General features: G+C 58.7%; 21 protein-coding genes. 8 read left to right on the top strand and 13 right to left on the bottom strand.

The window, feature by feature from the left end; translation table 11 throughout:
- Positions 1 to 4: 4 nt before the first annotated feature.
- Both G518_RS0103520 and G518_RS0103515 read right to left on the bottom strand, forming a co-directional pair.
- Positions 5 to 433, bottom strand: a complete 429-nt coding sequence (locus G518_RS0103520; protein ID WP_036593230.1) for a hypothetical protein — start codon at positions 431 to 433, stop codon at positions 5 to 7.
- On the bottom strand, positions 430 to 702 hold the full coding sequence (locus G518_RS0103515) for an oxidative damage protection protein (protein WP_028601345.1): 273 nt from the start codon (positions 700 to 702) through the stop codon (positions 430 to 432). Before G518_RS0103515 ends, G518_RS0103520 begins: the two co-directional genes overlap by 4 nt.
- A gap of 259 nt (positions 703 to 961) precedes the next feature.
- Between G518_RS0103515 and G518_RS0103510 the strand changes: the two genes are divergently transcribed.
- Positions 962 to 2,254, top strand: a complete 1,293-nt coding sequence (locus G518_RS0103510) for an O-acetylhomoserine aminocarboxypropyltransferase/cysteine synthase family protein (RefSeq protein WP_028601344.1) — start codon at positions 962 to 964, stop codon at positions 2,252 to 2,254.
- Positions 2,255 to 2,296: 42 nt separating this feature from the next.
- On the opposite strand, the gene G518_RS38245 is transcribed toward G518_RS0103510, so the two are convergent.
- On the bottom strand, positions 2,297 to 3,343 hold the full coding sequence (locus G518_RS38245) for a helix-turn-helix transcriptional regulator (protein WP_051235939.1): 1,047 nt from the start codon (positions 3,341 to 3,343) through the stop codon (positions 2,297 to 2,299).
- 56 nt (positions 3,344 to 3,399) lie between these two features.
- On the opposite strand from G518_RS38245, the gene G518_RS0103500 reads away from it, so the two are divergent.
- The 5 genes from G518_RS0103500 (at position 3,400) to G518_RS33730 (ending at position 7,380) form a co-directional block, all read left to right on the top strand.
- Complete coding sequence (locus tag G518_RS0103500) at positions 3,400 to 4,413, top strand: Bug family tripartite tricarboxylate transporter substrate binding protein (protein ID WP_084651401.1); 1,014 nt, start codon at positions 3,400 to 3,402, stop codon at positions 4,411 to 4,413.
- 3 nt (positions 4,414 to 4,416) lie between these two features.
- A complete protein-coding gene (locus tag G518_RS0103495; protein ID WP_028601342.1) occupies positions 4,417 to 5,118 on the top strand; it encodes an aspartate/glutamate racemase family protein in 702 nt (233 codons plus the stop codon).
- Between the two features lie 29 nt (positions 5,119 to 5,147).
- Positions 5,148 to 5,528: a RidA family protein gene (locus G518_RS0103490; RefSeq protein ID WP_036593227.1), complete on the top strand. Its 381-nt coding sequence runs from the start codon at positions 5,148 to 5,150 to the stop codon at positions 5,526 to 5,528.
- Between the two features lie 233 nt (positions 5,529 to 5,761).
- Positions 5,762 to 7,084 (top strand): ammonium transporter, encoded by a 1,323-nt coding sequence (locus tag G518_RS0103485; RefSeq protein WP_028601340.1) that lies wholly within the window; start codon positions 5,762 to 5,764, stop codon positions 7,082 to 7,084.
- A 2-nt stretch (positions 7,085 to 7,086) separates the two neighbouring features.
- Positions 7,087 to 7,380, top strand: a complete 294-nt coding sequence (locus G518_RS33730; protein WP_084651399.1) for a hypothetical protein — start codon at positions 7,087 to 7,089, stop codon at positions 7,378 to 7,380.
- A gap of 156 nt (positions 7,381 to 7,536) precedes the next feature.
- Here the strand turns inward: G518_RS33730 and G518_RS0103475 are convergent, their stop codons facing one another.
- The 5 genes from G518_RS0103475 to G518_RS0103455 form a co-directional block, all read right to left on the bottom strand.
- Entirely contained in the window at positions 7,537 to 8,085 is a 549-nt protein-coding gene (locus tag G518_RS0103475; protein ID WP_028601339.1) for a VOC family protein, read from the bottom strand.
- A gap of 75 nt (positions 8,086 to 8,160) precedes the next feature.
- Positions 8,161 to 8,385, bottom strand: a complete 225-nt coding sequence (locus tag G518_RS0103470) for a DUF2783 domain-containing protein (protein WP_028601338.1) — start codon at positions 8,383 to 8,385, stop codon at positions 8,161 to 8,163.
- A gap of 8 nt (positions 8,386 to 8,393) precedes the next feature.
- Complete coding sequence (locus G518_RS0103465; protein ID WP_028601337.1) at positions 8,394 to 10,061, bottom strand: FAD-dependent oxidoreductase; 1,668 nt, start codon at positions 10,059 to 10,061, stop codon at positions 8,394 to 8,396.
- Positions 10,062 to 10,309: 248 nt separating this feature from the next.
- Positions 10,310 to 11,272 (bottom strand): MBL fold metallo-hydrolase, encoded by a 963-nt coding sequence (locus G518_RS0103460; protein ID WP_028601336.1) that lies wholly within the window; start codon positions 11,270 to 11,272, stop codon positions 10,310 to 10,312.
- A gap of 79 nt (positions 11,273 to 11,351) precedes the next feature.
- Positions 11,352 to 12,185: an IclR family transcriptional regulator gene (locus G518_RS0103455; RefSeq protein WP_051235935.1), complete on the bottom strand. Its 834-nt coding sequence runs from the start codon at positions 12,183 to 12,185 to the stop codon at positions 11,352 to 11,354.
- 128 nt (positions 12,186 to 12,313) lie between these two features.
- Between G518_RS0103455 and G518_RS0103450 the strand changes: the two genes are divergently transcribed.
- Entirely contained in the window at positions 12,314 to 12,856 is a 543-nt protein-coding gene (locus tag G518_RS0103450) for an NADPH-dependent FMN reductase (RefSeq protein ID WP_028601334.1), read from the top strand.
- 197 nt (positions 12,857 to 13,053) lie between these two features.
- Positions 13,054 to 13,578: a disulfide bond formation protein B gene (locus G518_RS0103445; protein ID WP_028601333.1), complete on the top strand. Its 525-nt coding sequence runs from the start codon at positions 13,054 to 13,056 to the stop codon at positions 13,576 to 13,578.
- A 135-nt stretch (positions 13,579 to 13,713) separates the two neighbouring features.
- Here G518_RS0103445 and G518_RS0103440 read toward each other — a convergent pair whose 3' ends face one another.
- The 5 genes from G518_RS0103440 to G518_RS33725 form a co-directional block, all read right to left on the bottom strand.
- Positions 13,714 to 14,496 (bottom strand): DUF169 domain-containing protein, encoded by a 783-nt coding sequence (locus tag G518_RS0103440; RefSeq protein ID WP_028601332.1) that lies wholly within the window; start codon positions 14,494 to 14,496, stop codon positions 13,714 to 13,716.
- Positions 14,497 to 14,816: 320 nt separating this feature from the next.
- Complete coding sequence (gene argA, locus G518_RS0103435; RefSeq protein ID WP_028601331.1) at positions 14,817 to 16,163, bottom strand: amino-acid N-acetyltransferase; 1,347 nt, start codon at positions 16,161 to 16,163, stop codon at positions 14,817 to 14,819.
- A gap of 161 nt (positions 16,164 to 16,324) precedes the next feature.
- Positions 16,325 to 17,077 (bottom strand): alpha/beta fold hydrolase, encoded by a 753-nt coding sequence (locus tag G518_RS0103430; RefSeq protein ID WP_245597885.1) that lies wholly within the window; start codon positions 17,075 to 17,077, stop codon positions 16,325 to 16,327.
- Positions 17,070 to 18,083, bottom strand: a complete 1,014-nt coding sequence (locus G518_RS0103425; protein WP_036593225.1) for a Bug family tripartite tricarboxylate transporter substrate binding protein — start codon at positions 18,081 to 18,083, stop codon at positions 17,070 to 17,072. Before G518_RS0103425 ends, G518_RS0103430 begins: the two co-directional genes overlap by 8 nt.
- A 100-nt stretch (positions 18,084 to 18,183) precedes the next feature.
- Positions 18,184 to 19,383 (bottom strand): LysR family transcriptional regulator, encoded by a 1,200-nt coding sequence (locus G518_RS33725; protein WP_281170508.1) that lies wholly within the window; start codon positions 19,381 to 19,383, stop codon positions 18,184 to 18,186.
- Positions 19,384 to 19,418: the final 35 nt, after the last annotated feature.

Below are 19,418 nucleotides of genomic sequence, written 5' to 3'. Positions count from 1 at the left end.
GTAGTTAGTAAGGGAGGTCTTCCGGTGAAACACCAATGTAATCCGGAGCGGGATCGGTGGAAAAGCGCACGGCCGGGATATGGGTACGGCCTTCGCGCAAGGCTTGAGCTACCCTGTGCATGCCATCCATGAGCCGGCCGTCAGAACTCAACACGATGGGCCATTTCAGATCGCAGCTATCCATCAGCTTGAGGTGCTCCACAATTGCGCGCGGCGTAGGTGGAGCGTCTTCATGTTCGAACCAGTAGGGCTCGTCGAGTTCGCGGATCTGGGCAAGCGGCACATCATGTACGGGCAGCGCATGCTCTTGGGCCAACCGAATGAGCCTGTGCACATCCCAGGCCTGCAATCCGGCAGGACCGGGTCGAAAGTGATACTGACGGCGCAGTCCTGGAATCAAAGGTACGGGCTTACTGGCGCTTTCTTCGTTCAAGCGCTGGGGGGTACGTAGCCCATGGCCTGGTCAGCACCCGTGCCGAAGAAATGGTTTTCCATTTGCCGGGCAAGATACTGGCGGGCGCGCAGATCGGCCAGATTGAGGCGGTTTTCGTTGACCAGCATGGTCTGGTGCTTGAGCCAGCCTGCCCATGCCTCTTTGCTGACGCTTTCCCAGATGCGTTTGCCGAGATCGCCCGGATAGGGAGGGAAATCGAGACCTTCGGCTTCTTTGCCGAGCTTGATGCATTGAATCATGCGTGCCATTTGAACTGCCTCTCGCGTAAGCTGGTGGGTGTTGTAATTAGCAACTGACTAAATTGACTTAAGCAGTTGTTGGATTTTCACGCGGTAGCCCTGAGAATGCGCAGCATCATCCAAAAATTTGGATTCCGCGCACGGCCAGCCGTGTAGCAAACCCAGCACTTTACCCGAGCGGCGTAATGAGCCTGCCGGACATAAGCTCTTTGTGTGTCGATGGTTTGGCTGCCATCAAAAGAAAACTTGATCAAAAAGGAGATCTCTCATGTCAGAAACCTGGAAATTTGAAACTCAACTGGTTCATGCCGGCTACCAGCCAGACCCCACCACCAAGGCCGTGGCTGTGCCTATCTACCAGACCGTAGCCTACGCTTTTGACAGCGCGCAACACGGGGCTGATCTTTTCGATCTGAAAGTGCCGGGCAACATCTATTCCCGCATCATGAACCCCACCTGCGATGTGCTGGAAAAGCGCGTGGCAGCGCTTGAAGGTGGTATTGCCGGCCTGGCTGTAGCCAGTGGGCAGGCGGCCATCACGTACGCTATTCAAACCATTGCTGAGGCGGGTGACAACATCATCAGCAGCACGGCCCTCTATGGCGGCACCTACAACCTGTTTGCGCACACGCTGCCGCAACTGGGCATCACCACTCGCTTTGCTGATCACCGCGATCCACAGAGCTTCGAGAAGCTGATTGATGCCAAGACCAAGGCCGTGTTTGTGGAGACCATTGGTAACCCAGCTGGCAACGTAACGGACATCGCCGGCGTAGCCGCCATTGCCCACAAGCATGGCGTTCCGCTGATTGTGGACAACACCGTGGCTTCACCCTATCTGGTGCGCCCTATCGATCACGGTGCAGATATCGTGGTTCATTCGCTCACCAAGTACCTGGGCGGCCACGGCACTACGCTGGGCGGCATCATCGTGGATAGTGGCAAGTTTCCGTGGGCTGAGAACAAGGCGCGCTTTCCTCGCCTGAACGAGCCAGATGTGAGCTACCACGGTGTGGTCTACACAGAAGCGCTGGGTGCCGCCGCCTACATTGGGCGGGCACGTGTGGTGCCGCTGCGCAATATGGGCGCTGCACTTTCGCCCTTCAATGCATGGCAGATCATCCAGGGCATCGAAACCCTGGCGCTGCGTATGGACCGTATCTGCGAGAACACTCTCAAAGTGGCGCAGTTCCTGCAAAAGCACGACAAGGTCGCATGGGTCAGTTATGCAGGGCTAACTGACCATGAAGACCATGCGCTGGCGCAGCACTACATGAAAGGGCGTGCCTCGGGTCTGCTGACTTTCGGCGTGAAGGCGGCCGCAGGTGGGCGTGAAGCGGGTGCGAGGTTCCTCGATGCGCTGCAACTCTTCACGCGCCTGGTGAACATTGGAGACACCAAGTCACTGGCAACTCATCCTGCCAGCACCACGCACCGTCAACTGGCGCCCGAGGAGCTGGCCAAGACAGGTGTCAAAGAAGAAACCGTGCGTTTGTGCGTGGGCATCGAACACATCGACGACATCCTGGCCGATCTGGAGCAATCTCTGGCAGCGGTCTGAGGGGTTGAACTCGCGGGGCCTCCGGGCCCCACGAACCGCTGCTCAATTGATTTCGCTGCCTCTGCGAAAAGCCAGCGGAGCCATTCCATGGCGCTCACGAAAGGCTGCACCAAAGCGGCCATGGCATTGCCAGCCGGCTTCTTCGGATACTTGGCGGACTGGCAGAGCTGTTTCGCGCAGTAGCCGCGCGGCAAGATCCAGCCGTGCGTTGCGCAGGTATTGGTGAACAGATTGCCCGGTATCGGCCCGCAGGCTGCGCTGCAGTTGGGCTTCACTGCAACCGGCCTCTGCGGCCAGTTCGGCCACAGACCAGTCCCGAGCTGGGGCTTCGTCTATGCAGCTGCGCACCTTGCGCAACCCGGCGCTTCCATCGGCTTTCGTGCTGGAACGCGCAGGGCGCAGCAACTCCATGAGATCCAACAGCACGTAGGTGAGCAGTTCTACCGAGTGCGCTTGGAACAGGGGCGCAAAGGAGGGCGCTTCCACTTTCTGGCTTCGGATGCGTTCCAGGGCTGCCCGCACCCGCGCAGTCAGTGCCGCATTGCACAACACGGTGCCGTTGTTCAGATGCATGAGCCGTTCCATTTGGTGCACATCCATGTGGACGCCCAGGGAACGCAGCCAGAGGGGTATTTGCGCACGGCGCAGCCGAAACTGCACAAACGCATTGCGGCAGGCGCCGGGCACCTGAATCAGATAGCCGCCATCATGGTTTGGTGTGCGAAGCAGTGCGCGGCCTCGCTGAAAATCCAGTGAACGCAAATGGCCGCGGCTTGCACCGATGGTGCCCTTGACTTCCCCAGCGAGAAAGAACGTCAGCAGCAACTCGTCTTGCGGTTCCAGGCGAATATGCAGATCGTGCTGCAAGCGAAAGTCAAAGAAAAGAGCGGTGGCGCCTTCCCATGGCGTGTGGCGAAGTTGCGTGAGCTGGCCGCCGTCATCCGGCCAATGGGCGTTGTGCAGGCTACCGCGCAGCGTAGGCAAGCCGCCGTGTCGGGTGGCTTGCAAGCGCCACATGGTGGCGTTGAAGTCATCCTCAGGAATGGCAGGTGTGGAAGCAAACGGCACAGAATGTGAGCGAATCGGCATAGCGGGTTCTCCGGCGAGGCGCTACCTTTGCGTCTGGTCTGCAAAGGAGTTTTTTCATGACGATATGCAAAGCGAGCCTATATTCAAAGCATACGCGAGGCCGGCGATCCGTGCTGCGGGCGGTAGCGGCTGGCGCCACGGCTTTGGCCGTTCCCGGCGCTTTTTCTCAGACCTGGCCCGCCAAGCCCATCAGGCTGATTGTGCCTTTTGTGGCCGGCGGGGGGGCTGACGCCACAGCTCGCCTCATCGCCGGGAAGATGGCTGAGCGGCTTGGGCAGCAGATCTTCATAGACAACAAGGCGGGTGGCAATACGATCATCGGCGTGCAGAACCTTAAGGGCGCGCCGCCTGACGGCCACACGCTGATCTGGACCATGGATCAGACTTTTGTGCTGAACCCCTCGCTGTACAACCGTTTACCCTATGACCCGGTGAAGGACTTTACGCCGGTCGCATTGGCTATTAACTCACCCATCACGGTCATCGGTAGCACCAGGCCAGGTGATGCGCAGACTATTCAAGAGGTCGTGCAGCGGGCGAAGGCGCAACCAGGCACGCTCAATGTAGGCTCGGCCGCGATTTTGGCGCACATCGCGTTTGCGGAATTCAGCCAGTTGGCAGGTATTGACGCCGCTCGCATTACCTATAAAGGCAGCGCGGAAGTTGCACAGGGCTTGATTGCGGGCGATGTGAGCCTGGCCTTCGATGGCCTGGCACCTTATGTGCAGTTCGTGAAAACGGGGCGGGCGCGTATTTTGGCGGTGACCTCTGCGCGGCGTTTTGGTGCCTTGCCAGATGTTCCTACCCTGGATGAATCTGGCTACAAGGGCATGGATCTCTCTGTATGGTTCGGTGTGGCCGGCCCTGCTGGCATGCCAGCAGCAATCGCTCAGCGCCTGGCCCAGGAGGTGGAGTGGGCGGTGCGCCAGCCTGACGTGATTGAAAAGCTTGGCACCTTCGGGTTCGAGCCGGCTACGGCCATCAGTCCGGCCATCATGGCGGAGCGCATCGTGCGCGATGGCCAGCGTTACGCGCCGGTGATCCGCAAGCTTGGCTTCAAGCTGGACTGACGAATGAAGACTGTTGGTCTTATCGGTGGTGTGGCTTGGCCTTCCACGCTGATCTATTACCGCCTGCTGAATGAGAAGGTGCAAGCCGCGCTTGGTGTGCCCCATTCGGCGCGCTGCGTGATAGTGAGCCTGGATTTTGCAGAGGTGCTGCAAGACATGAGTGAGGGGCGCCCACAAGACGCCAGCGCGCGCATGCAGCACGCTGCGAGACAACTGAAAGCGGCCGGTGCCGAGCTGGTTGCCATTTTGGCCAACACCGGCCATTTTGCGGCTGAGGCGGTACAAGATGCCGCAGGGCTTCCTTTGGTGCATATCGCCAAGGAAACCGCCCATGCCGTGCGCGGGCAGTTGCCTAAAGCGAAGCGCTTAGGCGTGCTGGGTACCAGCCATGCGCTGCGTGCTGATTTCTTCATGCAGGCGTTCAGCGAGCAGGAAGGATTTGAGTTGGTGCTCCCAGATGCGCAGCAGCGCACTGAGTTGGATACCTTGATCTTTGGTGAACTCGCAAGCGGGCGTGTGGGACCTGATGCTGCCGCTGTAGTCGCCCGCATCTGTGCCAGCCTGGCTGCGCAGGGTGCCGAAGGCATCGTGCTGGGATGTACTGAACTGGCTGAGTTGCAGCCTTGGCTTGCTTCACCAGTCACCCTGTTTGATTCGACTGAGTTGCACGCGCGCGCGATCGTTCGCGAAATGTTGGCAGCTTGAACTACCCCTTTTTACTTTGAGGAGAACATATGCAGATTCCCGTGATTACCCCGTTGCCGTTCGCAAACGCGCCTTATTCCCGCGCCATGTTCGATGACGATTGGATCTTTGTGTCCGGCACTCTGGGCATGGACTATGAGGCGCATAAGCTGGCTGAGGGTGCAGGTGCGCAGACCGAACTGATGCTTCGCAACATAGAGCGCTATCTGGCTAAGTGCGGAGGCACTCTGAAGAACATCGTCAACTACACACTGATCATCTCTGCGCACGAGCACTTGCCAGCTGTGCTGGAGGCTCTGAGCAAGCATTTGCCCTGCAAGCCGACCGGTACCGCCATGATTGCTGGCATAGCCATCCCAGAGGCTTGTGTGGAGATGCAGGTCATCGCTCGTAAGTCACACCAGGGTTAATGCTCCTTTGGCATCCTGCTGGCTGCCCATGGAACATAGCGCGTTGATGTGAGCCCAGACACGCAACCGCAGCACAGCTCCCACCATGATTTAACGCCCCGTTTCGGGGCGTTCGTCTTATGGGTTTTGAGTTGAGCGCCCCATAAAGGGCAGATAAGGGAGCGCGAACCCCTTCTGAGCTTGGCACGGCTCGTGCATTGCATTTTGTATCTTCGGTAACCTGAGGGCACGAGATGTATTCAAGTTTGATTCGGGCTCTTTTATGGATTGCGGCGCTGGCCGTTCCCTTGCAAACCCGGGCTGAAGTGGCGCCAACCGCCCCGGGTCTTGTGCAGCAGGCCACGCTGCACCCTGCAGATACGGCCTGGGGGATGGTGTCGGTCTGTCTCGTATTGCTGATGACTTTGCCTGGCGTGGCACTTTTCTACGCTGGCATGGTGCGACGAAAAAATGTGCTGAACACCATGGTCAGCGTGATGGCGGTGGCGGCACTAGTCAGCGTATTGTGGTTTGCACTTGGCTATTCGATTGCCTTCACGCCAGGCAATGCGTTGATCGGGGGTACGGAGCGGTTCTGGTTTTCCGGGCTCGATTTTCAGAAAGAGACCGGGCTGGTCGCTGTGAGCCACTTGGCGCCGAACATTCCTGAATCTGTGTATTCCATGTTTCAGCTCGCGTTTGCCATCATCACGCCTGCCTTGATAGTGGGGGCGTTCGTAGAGCGCATGCGCTTTTCCGCCATGCTGTGGTTTGTGGGGATGTGGACACTGGTGGTGTATGCGCCCATCGCGCATTGGGTGTGGGAGCCCGGCGGTTGGTTGGCGCGCATGGGGGCTTTGGATTTCGCTGGGGGTACGGTGGTGCACATCAACGCGGGCGCTGCCGGGATCGCCTGTGCCTATGTTTTAGGTCCACGCCGTGGCTATGGCAAAGAGGCTTTCGAGCCCTACAACCTGGGCCTGACGATGACCGGGGCTGCATTGCTCTGGGTGGGGTGGTTTGGCTTCAATGCGGGCTCAGCAGTGGCGGCCGATGGCCGCGCTGGCTTGGCATTGGCCGTGACCCACATTGCAGCCTCCGCTGGCTTGCTCGGCTGGATGTTGGCGGAATGGATAGGTCGCCGGCGCCCTTCTTTGTTGGGCACCTGTTCGGGTGCCGTGGCTGGTTTGGTGGCAATCACGCCGGCTTCAGGCTTTGTAACTCCGGGCTCGGCGCTGTTGATAGGGGTTGTGGCCGGGCTGGCTTGTTACTGGGGTGCCACCGGGCTCAAGCGCTTGCTTCGTGCCGATGATTCGCTGGACGTGTTTGGGGTGCACGGCGTGGGCGGCCTGGTGGGCTGCGTGATGACGGGCCTGTTAGCCGACCCTGCTATTGGCGGGGTTGGTGCGAGCCTGATGACCCAGGTGGTGAGCGCACTGGCCGTGATGGCCTACAGCGGCGTGGTGACTGCGCTGTTGCTCTGGCTGACCAACTTTATTGTCAGCCTGCGTGTCAATGAAGACGAGGAGCTAGAGGGGTTGGATCTTTCCCTTCATCGGGAAAAACTGGGAGCATAGCTATGAAAGAATCCCAGCGTCTCGCCATAGCGGCACACATGCACGTGATGCTGCGGCGAAAAACGGGTCGCGTGACGGATACCGAATGGATGGCGAAGAATGTGGAGTACGCAGCTGAGATCGTGCGCTATGCACGCACGAGAGCCCGTGAGGACGTACTCCCGGAATTAGCCGATCTTGCCGACCGCCTGCAAGAAGCCATGTTTCCGGCGGCTCCGGTGCCGGCACCTACGGCTGCAGCAGCAACGTCAGACGGGGGGAATCTACTCGCCCGTTATGTGGGCCGATTGAGGTAAGTCAGGCGAAGCGGTATTGGTTAATCGTTCGCCGAGCAGCGAGTGTCATCGAAACAAAAATCCGTTCGGGCTGAGCCAGTCGAAGCCTCGCGGGGCGCTTCGACCCTTCGAACCTCAGGACAGGCCAAGCTCAGCATGAACGGTTGTTTGGAGGTCTCAGTGCGCCCCAACCTTGCCACTGCCGTCATGCATCCAGCGGGCGTGATCCGGGGCTTTTTTGGTGCGGTCCCATTCGTTCAGCATCTCCCACTTCACGCGATCAAGCTCTTTGTCCATCTTGGGTGTGGATGTGTTGGCTGCCAGTTCCAGACGGTGACCACTGGGATCGAAGAAGTAGATTGATTTGAAAATGGTGTGGTCAGTGGGGCCAAGCACTTCAATGCCATCCGCTTCCAGCCGGGCTTTGGCCTTCATCATGGTCTCCACGGAGTCCACTTTCAGCGCGAGGTGCTGGGTCCAGGTGGGGGTGTTCTGATCGCGCCCCATCTCCGGGCGAGTGGGCAGCTCGAAGAACGCCAGTACGTTGCCGTTGCCGGCATTCAGAAAGACGTGCATATACGGATCAGGCTCCTTGGTGGAGGGCACTTCGTTTTCTGCAATGGCAAGAATGAAGTCCATCTCAAGGTATTTTCCGTACCACTCGACGGTCTCCTTCGCGTTCTTGCAGCGGTAGGCGACGTGGTGGATTTTTTCAATGATGGCCATGGTGAGTCTCCTTGGAAAATCGTGAATCAGGTACAGCGAACCCATAGAACGCCAGCGCGTTCTATGGGCACTTTCTTAGATGCCGTCACGTGCGATTTGCATCGCTTCGCGAAGCACGGCAATATCGCCAATGTGGTTGGAGAGCAGCAAAACCAACCGCGCATTGACCATGGCGCTTTGCTCATCGCTCAGGTCTCTGTGGGTGTCGATCAGTGCTTCGTAGAAATCGTCGCCGGGCGAGTAGGCATTGAAGTAGCGCTTGCCGGGTTCAGAAAAATTGGGTTGGGTGTTCAGGGGCATGGAAACTCCTAAGCGTTGCAGGTGGCGCGAGCCACCGCTGTGCTGATCTTTGAAGCATCAAATGAGCGCCAGCGCGCAGCCACATGCTGATCGGGTCGGGCCAGATAGGTTGTGCCAGGCTGCAAGTCATAGCGCTGGGCGATGCAGCCCTTGCTATCGATCAGGGTTTTCAGGCCGGCAGGCGCCAAGCCTGTGCGCGCCACCACGATGGGCTCCACTGCGATGCTTGCATTCGCAAGCGCAGCCAGGGATTGCGTCGTAGCCGAGTCCAGCGCGCTTGCATCATCCACATAGTGCAGCGCCTGAAAACGGTTACCAAGCTGATGCAGCAACCAGGCTTCGCCTTCCGATGTGCTGATGGGAGCATCTGCCATGGGGGCGCCAGGAACCATATAGCCCTTGAAGGCCTCGGTATCCGGTGTGTTCAAGCTTGAATCGGCCAGCCAGGTGGGGACTGAAAGACGTCCTGAATTGACCAAGGCCCGTGCGAAGGGGTGTTTGGCGGCAAGTTCCAGCACGGCATTACGGAAAGTGCGGCTTGTGTTGCTCTTGGGTGTAATGAAATCGGTAGAGCGGGTCGAATTCATGATGTTCTCGTCCGCCGCAAAAACGCGCTCTTCCGTATAGGAGTCGAGCAGGGTGGCGGGTGCCTGACCGTCCATCACCAGCTTGAGCTTCCAGGCCAGGTTGTCAGCGTCTTGAATTCCGCTGTTGGCGCCGCGCGCGCCAAAAGGCGAAACCTGGTGAGCGCTATCGCCTACGAACAGCACCCGCCCGTGATTGAAGCTGTTCATGCGCCGGCACTGGAAGGTATAGATGCTGACCCACTCCAGCTCAAACTCTCGCTCATCTCCCAGCATGGCCTTGATGCGAGGGATCACCTTCTCCGGCTTTTTCTCTTCTACAGGATCGGCATCCCACCCCAGCTGAAAATCTATGCGCCAAACGTTATCTGCCTGCTTGTGCAGCAATACCGATTGATTGGGGTGAAAGGGCGGATCAAACCAGAACCAGCGCTCAGCGGGGTAGTCTGCCTTCATCACCACATCAGCGATGAGGAAGCGGTCCATGAAGATCTTGCCTTCAATGTCCAGCCCCAGCATGGTGCGTATGGGGCTGCGCGCACCATCTGCCACCACTAGCCAATCCGTGGTGAGAGAGTAGGGGCCGTCCGGCGTTTCCACCCCCACCGTGACTTTGTCTTCGCCCTGGACCACGGAAATGACCGTGCTCTTGAAGCGCTTTTCCAGGCCGGGCAGCTCGTTCGTGCGCTCGACCAAGTATTGCTCCAGGTAGTACTGCTGGAGGTTGATCATGCCGGGACGGTGATGGTGCTCTTCCGGGCGGAGGTTGAAGCTGAACACCTCGCTCTCGCGCAGAAAGGTTCGCCCCACATCCCATGAAACCCCTTTGCGCACGAACTTGTCCCCGCAGCCCATGCGGTCAAGCACTTCAAGCGTATGTTTTGCATAGCAAACACCGCGTGAACCCAACGAAACAGTGTCATCGTTATCCAGCAGCAGCACCTTCTGCCCCTGGTTAGCCAGATCAATGGCCGTTGCCAGCCCCACAGGCCCGGCCCCTACCACCACCACAGGGTAATGCCCAGCCCGCCCCTCAATCAGCTCAGGCGGCCGAACAAACTCGAACTTCGGGTACGTGAACGTCTTCTGCACTGCTTGTCTCCAGCTTGTTCTCTCTATTCAACGTGGTTTGCATCATCCCCCGCCGGCGTTAGCTCTCCAACAACTCTGGAGGCTGCGGAGCAAGCCATTCCAGTGCCACCGCGGAGCGGGCTTTGCCCGGCCGCTGGTGGCGTCCCCTGGGGGATGGCGCGAAGCGCCTCAGGGGGAGCTTCACTCTGGCTTTGCCAGGCCGCTGGCTGCGTCCCCCTTGGGGGAAGGCGCGTACGCGCCTCAGGGGGTTACTCTTGAAGCGAGTGCCACATCTGCTGATCCCGCTCCGCTGTCCAAATGCGCGGGTCCCGAATACCGCTCGCTTCATCATGGGCGCGGGTCACATCAAAAGGCAGGCAATGCTCGTAGATGAACACGTGGCCGAAGTCAGGGTCCATCTTCTTGCGGGTATGGGCCATGGTGGCCTTTAGGTCCATGCCTTGAGCCACGGCTTCCTGGGCGCTGGTGTAGAGCGCACTGGTGAAATCGCGTGTGTATTTGAGGCCGCTTTCCACCGCTTCGGGCGTCAAAAGGCTTGGGCCACGGCCGGGAACGAGCTTGTCGAACTTCATGGCTGACAGGTTGTCCAGCGTTTGCGGCCAGTCGGCAAGATAGGCGTCGCCGGTGTAGCAAGCAGCATCTGCCTCCACCAGGTCACCGGAGAAGCATATATTTTGGCTCGGCAGGTAAACGATGGTGTCGCCCTTGGTGTGGCCACGTCCTACCTGCTTGATCTTGACTTCCAGCTTGCCCATCCAGAGCGTCATCTCACCATTGAAGGTGAGGGTGGGCCAGGTCAGACCGGGTACGCTTTCAACGGCCTGGAAAAGGCGCGGAAAACGGCCAATCTCGGAATCCATGTCTTGCTGGCCGCGCTCTACGATCAAATCGTAAGTGTCTTGGCTGGCAATGATCTGCTCCAGGCCTTCACTCTTGTAGCCGCTGGCACCCAGCACGCGCACGGCATGGTAGTGCGTGAGGACGACGTACTTGATGGGCTTGTCCGTGATCGCGCGAACCTTCTCAATGACGCCTTGCGCAGCCACAGGTGTGGCGGTGGCATCAATGATCATCACGCTGTCATCGCCAATGATGATGCCGGTGTTGGGGTCTCCCTCGGCTGTGTAAGCGTAGGCGTTGTCAGAGAGCTTGTCCCAGCTGATCTTCTTTTCTTCCAGATCGGCGTGGGATGCAAATTTCTTTTCGCTCATGGGCGTCTTTCCGTGGGGTGGCTTGTGTGAGCCGAATTCTCCCTTGAATTTTGTTATTGGTCAATAAGTTCGTTAATGTTTAATTTTTTGGCGGAGAGTATCCCAACCGGCTGGAGGCTCTATCCGCGTGTTCGCGGAGCAAGCGACCCGCCGGGCTATCGATGCTGGCGTCGAACACGCCGTGCGGGCCGATCATGGTGATCACCAGCGCTATCTTCCCGTCGGCCGCAAACACCGGGGCGCACAGGGTATTGACGCCCGGCTGCGGCATAGAAAGGCCGCGCCCCATGCCAGTGGCGCGAATTTCGGCCAGCAATTGCTGAATTTCAGGTGAATCAAAGGCGGCTGATTGGCCACCCACCACACGGCGATGCTCGTCCTCCAGCATGGTGCGCACCATTTTCTCGGGCAAGTAGGTGGCGAAAACCCGCCCCGTGATGGTGTTGAAGAGCGACATCACCGTGCCCACTCGAAGGTTCACATGCAAGGGGTAGCGCGGCTCGTCCAGCCGGACGACGGTAGGCCCGAGCTGGCCCCAAACGGCTAAAGCAATGCTGAGGTCAGAGCTGGTGGCAAGCAACGCTGCTTCCTGACTGGCTTCGGTCACGGGATCGAGCTGCTGCAGCGCAGCCAGGCCTAACTTGAGCGCTCCCGGGCCCAGTTCATACAGGCCAGTGAGCGGGTGCTGCTTGACCAGGCCTACGCTCATATAGCTCACCAGATAAGGGTGTGCTTTGCCCGGGGGCATGTCAGCCAGACGGGCAATATCCTTCAAGGGCAGGGGCTGCGCTGCGTCTGTAAGCGTATCCAGTACGCGCATGCCAACCTCGATGGACTGGATGCGGCGCTGCCGTTTGGAGTCTGCTGAGGTTTCATCAGGCGGCAAGGAGGTAGGGGTGGTGTCGTTGGGCATCAGTCTTGTCATTATCGGAGCCTGCGTGTGCGGCACGGGTGCATACTGCAGAAAGCAAAGGTCTGCTGCGGCAGGGCTGTTCGCGAACTGCCATCATTCTTTCACTTAGCCATCCAAGGAAAAATCGTATGAGCCTCAATATTGCCGTCGTGGTCGGTAGCATCCGCAAGGATTCCTTCAACAAGCAGTTTGCTGATGCGCTGGTCAAACTGTTCCCGGCTGACGTGAAGGTGCAATTCATCCGCATCGACGATCTGCCCCTGTACAGCCAGGATGACGATGGCAATCCCGCTCCGCAAGTGACGCGGCTGCGCGAAGAAATCAAGGCTGCCAGCGGCGTGCTGTTCCTCACGCCTGAATACAACCGCTCGGTGCCTGGCGTGCTTAAGAACGCCATTGATCACGCTTCACGGCCTTGGGGAAAGAGCGTGTGGGCCGGCAAACCCGCCGCAGTGGCTGGCGTTTCTGTAGGTGCTATAGGTACGGCGCTGTCTCAGCAACACTTGCGCAACATACTGTCTTACCTTGCCATGCCCACCCTCTCAGGACACGAGATTTTCATCCAATGGAAAGAAGGCCTGGTGGAGAACGGTGAAATTGGCCCTAACAGCAAGGAATTTGTGCAAGGCTTTGCCAATGCTTTCATTGACTGGGTGAAAAAGACAGCCTAAGCAGGTGTGAACGCCGTGTTTTCTCATCAAACCCGCCTCAAGGCGGGTTTTTTCAGTTCTTGGTGAGTCGATAATCGCGGATATGGAACCTCTTGACGCATTTGAGTGTCAGGAACATGCATGTTGCTTGGCTTTCGCCGACATCCTGGATAAATGAAGCCGGCAAACTGCGCACGAACCATTTTTCGGAAATCATCTTGCTCACAAACTGTTTTGCTCGCCCGCGCCGGGTCTTCGCCGCCATTGCCGTCATTTGCGCGGCCATGCTGGCCTTCGGCATTCTCTATCTTCAAAATGTGGTGGGGCTCGAGCCTTGTCCCATGTGCATCGTGCAGCGGTACGCGCTGATCATTGTGGGGGTGTTCAGCGCATTCGCCGCGTTCTCCAGGAAGCCTGGCGCTTGGCGCCTTTGGGGGCTGCTGGCGGTGGCCATGTCGGCTTTTGGTGCTTTCACCGCTGCCCGCCAGAGCTGGCTCCAATGGAACCCACCTGAGTTCGCCACCTGTGGGCGTGATATCTACGGCATGATCGAATCGTTCCCGCTGCAGAGCGCCATTCCCATGATCTTCAAGGGCAGCGGTGATTGCAGCGCGATCGACTGGACTTTCCTGGGCGGCACCATCGCCAACTGGTCCTTCGTGTGGTTTGTGATCTTCGCCATCGTGATCCTGGCTGTTCTGCTGCGCTTGCCACGGCGAGTCAATGGCGGGTTCTCAGCTTAGAAACTGAGTGAATTGATAAGGCGCCTGACCTCGGCGCCACACAAATCCCGCACCTCCTGCCTGGCATGCGGTTGCCTGGCCTTGGTGTCTTCCCTCTCTGGGCTTTAGAGCCTGCTCTTGCCGCCGCTGCTGTCACTAAGAGCTGGATTTCGTTGGATAGCTTGCGGCCATCCCAGCCCTTACGTCCATCTGGACCCCGTAAGGAGCAATCGGATAGCGCAATCCATTCTTGGCCAGTGCGTTCATTCCCTCGATTGCTTTGGGAAGATATTTGGGCGGCAAAGCCATCAACATCTCATCGTCGGGTACACCGCCATAGCGCCGTTCTGCAAAGCAAGGCAGGGAAAGGCTCGGCTCGCCAGTGGCCAATGCGCGCCCCCAGGAATCTGCGCAGGCGGTTTCACCCACTACGCTCCAGTTGAAGGGCCGATATTCTTTCCACTGCAATCCATTGATCAAAATGATCATCTGGGCTGGGTTGGCGTAGATAAGGCACACATCTGGAGGATCAAGCCGTGCGGAGGTCAGTGGAGACACCGCCATGGCTTTGTATTTACCGCTGGGAACCACGTTCAACGCGGCCTGCCGCCCATGCGCATCTTCGAGCGTGGCGTGCCACACGCCTACATAGGGTTTTCCACTTAGCCACTCCTCATCCTGGGGCGCCAAACCGATCACGGCGCGACATTGCTGGCCCACCAGATCTTCCGCGGTAATGCCAACAGTCCAGCCCAGTCGCGAGCCCATGCTCACTATCTGGTCGGTCGTATGGACACTCTTTGGGCGACGGATTCCCGGCACCTTCTCCATCTCCTCTACCTCTTCAAACATCTTGATGCCGGTGACCGTGGTCTTAAGCCGCAGAAACCGGTTGAGCTCTTCTCCGAGATGCTTCCAATCGTAGGTGGTGTTGTTCATTTTTAGTGTTCCGTGGTTGGCAGTCTCCACCGCGGGGGCCCATGTTGAACCACGAAGTGGATGCCATCCATCCTAAGAGATGTCGCAGAACTTGCAAGTTTGCTTGGCTTGGCTGGTCACTGTGTGAACACGGCGCGGAATGATCGTGCGTGAACGATCTCCGCACCAAGGAATGGTTCAAGGCACCCGGGCTAGACATAGCCTCGAGCTTTAAGCGTCCGTCCAGTGTGGCCTGCGCGTTTTTTGGCGATGAACAGGGATACGATTTTTTTGGCTGTGCGTGAATAGTCGCGCACAGCGGAGCGCCTTAGAACACGGCCTTACAGCTTCTTCACCAACACCTGGCTCTTGCGGTCCCAGTTGTATTTGCGCTTGCGGGCTTCCGGCAACCAATCTGGGTCTACAGGCTGAAAGCCCCGCTTGATGAACCAATGCATGGTGCGCGTGGTGAGCACAAAAATACTGCTTAATCCCATGGCGCGCGCGCGATGCTCCACACGGCGCAGGATCTTCTCGCCATCTCCCTGGCCTTGCGATTGCGGTGACACCGTCAGTGCCGCCATTTCGCCGGTCTTGGCCTCAGGATATGGGTACAGCGCGGCGCAGGCAAAGAGCACGCCATCGTGTTCCACGATGCTGTAGTTGCCAACGTCTCGTTCGATTTCTGTGCGGCTGCGTTTGACCAGCGTGCCGTCTTTCTCGAAGGGCTCAATCAGTTGCAGGATGCCGGCCACATCGTCTGAGGTGGCTTCGCGCAGGCTTTCAAGCTTTTCATCCACCACCATGGTGCCAATGCCATCGTGTACGTAGATTTCAAGCAGCAGCGCGCCATCCACGGAGTAGGGCAGGATGTGGCTGCGTTCCACGCCATGCAGGCAGGCGCTCACGCAATGGCGCAGGTAATAGCCTGGGTCAGTGGGTAGCTCGGGTGGCGGCAGGCGGGCCATTAGCGCTTGTGCGTCTGCCAATGGAAGCTCAGTGTCTATGGGGTTGTCTTCGCTCTCGGGTTCAGTAGGGCGCACACGCACGCCGGCCGTTTCGGTGACGAAAATCAGTTTGTCGGCCTGCAGCGCAATGGCGACTGACGTGGCCACTTCCTCCATGGCGAGATTGAAAGCTTCACCGGTAGGAGAAAAACCAAACGGGGAGAGCAGCACCAGGGCGCCACCATCCAGCGAGCGCGTAATGCCGGCCGTATCAATTTTGCGCACCACACCGCTGTGCTTGAAATCCACGCCGTCGATGATGCCCGTGGGCCGCGCAGTGATGAAATTGCCGGAGATCACCCGCACCGTCGCACCCGCCATGGGGGTGTTGGGCAGGCCTTGGCTGAAGGCCGCTTCGATTTCATAGCGCAATTGGCCAGCGGCTTCCTGCGCGGAATCCAGCGCCACTTCATCAGTGATGCGCATACCGTGCGAGTAGCGCGGTTCGTGCCCCTTGGCACGGAGCTGTTCGTTCACTTGCGGTCGGAAACCGTGCACGAGCACGATCTTCACGCCCATGCTCTGGATCAGCGCCAGATCGGTGGCAATAGAGGCAAGCTTGCCTGCCGCAATGGCTTCACCTACCACCCCCACCACAAAGGTCTTCCCCCTGTGCAGGTGAATATAAGGAGCAACGGCGCGAAACCAGGGAACGAAGGTGAAATTGAAGACTGTAGACATGCGGCGCGAGCGTGAATGGCGTCACTCTATTAATGCTTTTTATTTCATTTAAGAGCAGCGTCTTTAATCATTTTTGGTGTGCCACAGTGTAGTGTCCTTACGGGTCGTTCGGACCGGCTCCTCCGTGAAAGTCGGTAGAGCGCGGGGCTACCGCCCCGGCTTCAAAAAATCAACCAATCCGTCATCGCATGAGCCACATCGCACGGCTGCTCCATCGTGCTCATGTGACCACAATGCTCGATGACCTCCAGCCTAGACCCGGACATGAGTTCCTGCATTTGCTGATGCCGTGCCAGCGGGCTCCAAACATCCTCACGGCCGCACAAAAGAAGCGTAGGGGCCGTGATTTTGGGTAGCAACTGCGTTGCATCAGGCCTGTGCAACAAGGCGTGAATCTGTGCTTCAAACTGATCAGGCGTGAACCGCTCGATCATTTGGAGGATCTCTTCGAAAACTTCGGTATCCCAGCGTGAGGGGTGGACCATGCCACGCGCCCACTCTCGGCCCATCGAACGCATGCCCTCGCTGCGGGCCAAAGCCAGCAATTTCATGCGTTGCTCTGCCTCCGCTGTGCCCACAGTGCCGGACACGCGCGCCTGAAACCCGGTGTCCAGCAGAGCAAGGCGCTGCAGCCTCTCGGGCGCTATCCGCGCGATCTCCAGAGCGCACCGGCCTCCCATGCTGTGGCCCGCTACGCTGAAAGAGCGGCCCGGAGGTAGAAGGTGCAGAGCCTGCACCGCCATAGTCTCGATGGAATCAGCCATACCATGAGTGGCCACCACGCAATCGACCAGCGGCGAGAGTACCTTGATCTGCTCCGTCCAGACGGCGCCATCGCAAAGCAGGCCCGGGATCAGCAAGAGCAGCGGCTTGGCATCTGCATCAAGCAAACGGCCGCTCTTTCGGTTAGTCAAGCTTGGCCCCAGATTTGACGACGATTTGCGCCCACATGTCTTTCTCTGCGACTACAAAGCGTGCAAATTCCTCAGGCGTGCTGGCGACGACTTCCGCGCCGGTCGGGCGGATCTGGGCCTGGATTTCCGAGGTTTTCAGTGACTGCGCCGCAGCCGCGTAGATGCGCTGTACCGTGGCGGCCGGGGTGTCTTTGGGTGCCCAGAGGCCGTACCAATTGGTGAGCACATACCCAGGCAAACCTGCTTCGATCATCGTCGGCAGATCGGGCACCAAGGCCATCCGGGCGGGGGATGTCACCGCCAAGGCGCGCAATTTTCCAGAGCGAATATGCTGCATGGAAGATGAAGCAGGATCGAACATCACCTGGATCTGCCCGCCAATGAGATCGGTCAGGGCGGGGGCGGCCCCTCTATAGGGTACGTGCACCATATCCGCACCAGTCAATTGCTTGAACAGTTCGCCGGCCAGGTGGGCTGCGCCTGCATTGCCGGATGATCCGAAGGAGAGTTTTCCAGGATTGGCCTTGGCGTAGGCGATGAGTCCCTTGACATCGTTCACCGGCAGTTGGGGGTTGATCACCAGCAGCATGGGAACACGGGTGAGCTGGGTGATAGGGGTGAAATCCTTGATCACGTCAAACGCCACCTGCTTAAAAAGCGCGGGGTAGGTTACATGCACGGAGGCATTGACGAGTAATGTTTCTCCGTCTGGCTTGGCCTGGGCTACAGCTTGGGCTCCAAGCATGCCACCGCCACCTGGGCGGTTATCCACGACCAGAGTGGCCCCCAGGGATTGGGCAATTCCGTTGGCAGCAATGCGCGCGATCTGATCGGCTGGCCCGCCAGCAGGATGGGGCACCACCACACGGATAGGGCCTTTGGGCCAAGCTTGTGCGCGGGCTGGGAACGCGAGTGTGGGCAGCGCGCAAGCGACGGCGCTGGCCACGAAACGGCGGCGGCTGGTACCTTCAGCCGCGTGATGCAGCACATTCTTGTTTGGGGTCATGATGTCTCCTTGAGGCACCGGCAATAGCCGGTATGTATATCGTGCCCCCATCCGCCCATGCTTTCGATGCATCGCAATGGGTAGCGATGCGTTTTACTTGTCACCCGGGGACGGCTTGCACGAGTGCTTCCTGGAAAGCGCGGAGCAATGGAGTGGGGGCGAAACTGGCGCGAACAGTGAAGCCAATCGAGCGAGGAGCATGCTTGGCAGGCACTTTCAAAGTGTCAAGCAAACCCGCTTGTAGCTCTCTTTTCCATTGACTGGGTGGCATCAAGGTGAGGCGATCACTTTGATGCAGCATGGCGCATACCAGCGTCGGGCTGTTGATGTACACCCCTTCCGGCGTTGGGAGGGATTGTGCTGAAAAAATATGCGCCAGCGCTTGGCCAGCAGGGGAGCCTGGCATGGGCAGTACCCATTGCGCCGCACTTAATTGCGAAAGCGTTAAACGACGTTTTTTCAAAAGCGGATGGCCGGCACGCACTACGATAGAGAGCGGGTCTTGAAACAGAGGAGTTTGGTTTAGATCACGCGGCACTTCAGGCCTTAATGCGCCTACGACGATGTCTATCTCCGCTTGGCGCAGCTTGATCATCAAGGATTCATAGGTGCCGTCCACCACAGATACTTGCAAGCCGGCCCATCGCGATGTCACGTTCTGGATGGCCTCAGGAACGATAGTTCCCGTGGAGTAGGGCAGGGTGCCGATGGTGAGCTGCCCTCGCATATTTCCCAGCAGCGCCGCCGCATCTTCTGTCATGGCTCGCATCTCCACCAAGGCAAGCTCAGCTTGGCGCGCCACCCAGGCTCCTCTGCTGGTAGGACGCAAACCGCTAGCCAGTCGATCAAAAAGCGGTTCACCGGCCAAATGCTCCATCTGAGCCAGCGCCTGTTGCACTGAGGCCTGCGAAACCCCAAGTAAGGCGGCCACCTGTCTTTGGCTGCCTGCTTTGGCGAGTAGAAGAATCGCTTCCAGTTGCGCAGCGGTCGCTTGCGCGGCCAATCGGCCGCCTTGAAGTGGTACTCGCCAGGGGCCAGCATCTGCCCGGGCGAGATGAGTCAGGGTTTCTCGCGCACGCTTGAGGAGGGCATCACCAGCTTCCGTGGGATGCATGCCTCGGTGGCTGCGATCGAAGAGAAGAACGCCCAGCTCTCGTTCCAACTGGGCAATCGCCCTCGCGGTGGCCGGCTGCGAGACGTGCAGGGCTCGCGCGGCAGCAGATGTGCCGCCATGCGTTAGAACCGCCATAGCGGCGCGTAAACCTCTCAGTGATAACGCGCCCAATTTTCCAGCCTTCACGTTCCTGGTGGATCCCAGGTTTTACGCTATCGTAG

The organism is Ottowia thiooxydans DSM 14619, assembly GCF_000422885.1.
In the GTDB taxonomy this organism is placed as follows: Bacteria; Pseudomonadota; Gammaproteobacteria; order Burkholderiales; family Burkholderiaceae_C; genus Ottowia; species Ottowia thiooxydans.
Note: the sequence above shows the minus strand (reverse complement) of the source record. Positions and strands in the feature narration are given on the sequence as shown.

Bases quoted from the DNA above. Each gene is read 5' to 3' on its own strand.
- G518_RS0103490 (WP_036593227.1), top strand. From the start codon at position 5,148: ATGCAGATTCCCGTGATTACCCCGTTGCCGTTCGCAAACGCGCCTTAT.
- G518_RS0103440 (WP_028601332.1), bottom strand. From the start codon at position 14,496: ATGAACAACACCACCTACGATTGGAAGCATCTCGGAGAAGAGCTCAAC.
- G518_RS0103455 (WP_051235935.1), bottom strand. From the start codon at position 12,185: ATGCCCAACGACACCACCCCTACCTCCTTGCCGCCTGATGAAACCTCA.
- G518_RS0103450 (WP_028601334.1), top strand. From the start codon at position 12,314: ATGAGCCTCAATATTGCCGTCGTGGTCGGTAGCATCCGCAAGGATTCC.
- G518_RS0103470 (WP_028601338.1), bottom strand. From the start codon at position 8,385: ATGCCCCTGAACACCCAACCCAATTTTTCTGAACCCGGCAAGCGCTAC.
- G518_RS33730 (WP_084651399.1), top strand. From the start codon at position 7,087: ATGAAAGAATCCCAGCGTCTCGCCATAGCGGCACACATGCACGTGATG.
- G518_RS0103515 (WP_028601345.1), bottom strand. From the start codon at position 702: ATGGCACGCATGATTCAATGCATCAAGCTCGGCAAAGAAGCCGAAGGT.
- argA (WP_028601331.1), bottom strand. From the start codon at position 16,163: ATGTCTACAGTCTTCAATTTCACCTTCGTTCCCTGGTTTCGCGCCGTT.
- G518_RS0103495 (WP_028601342.1), top strand. From the start codon at position 4,417: ATGAAGACTGTTGGTCTTATCGGTGGTGTGGCTTGGCCTTCCACGCTG.
- G518_RS0103425 (WP_036593225.1), bottom strand. From the start codon at position 18,083: ATGACCCCAAACAAGAATGTGCTGCATCACGCGGCTGAAGGTACCAGC.
- G518_RS0103475 (WP_028601339.1), bottom strand. From the start codon at position 8,085: ATGGCCATCATTGAAAAAATCCACCACGTCGCCTACCGCTGCAAGAAC.
- G518_RS0103485 (WP_028601340.1), top strand. From the start codon at position 5,762: ATGTATTCAAGTTTGATTCGGGCTCTTTTATGGATTGCGGCGCTGGCC.
- G518_RS38245 (WP_051235939.1), bottom strand. From the start codon at position 3,343: ATGCCGATTCGCTCACATTCTGTGCCGTTTGCTTCCACACCTGCCATT.
- G518_RS0103510 (WP_028601344.1), top strand. From the start codon at position 962: ATGTCAGAAACCTGGAAATTTGAAACTCAACTGGTTCATGCCGGCTAC.
- G518_RS0103460 (WP_028601336.1), bottom strand. From the start codon at position 11,272: ATGAGCGAAAAGAAATTTGCATCCCACGCCGATCTGGAAGAAAAGAAG.
- G518_RS0103500 (WP_084651401.1), top strand. From the start codon at position 3,400: ATGACGATATGCAAAGCGAGCCTATATTCAAAGCATACGCGAGGCCGG.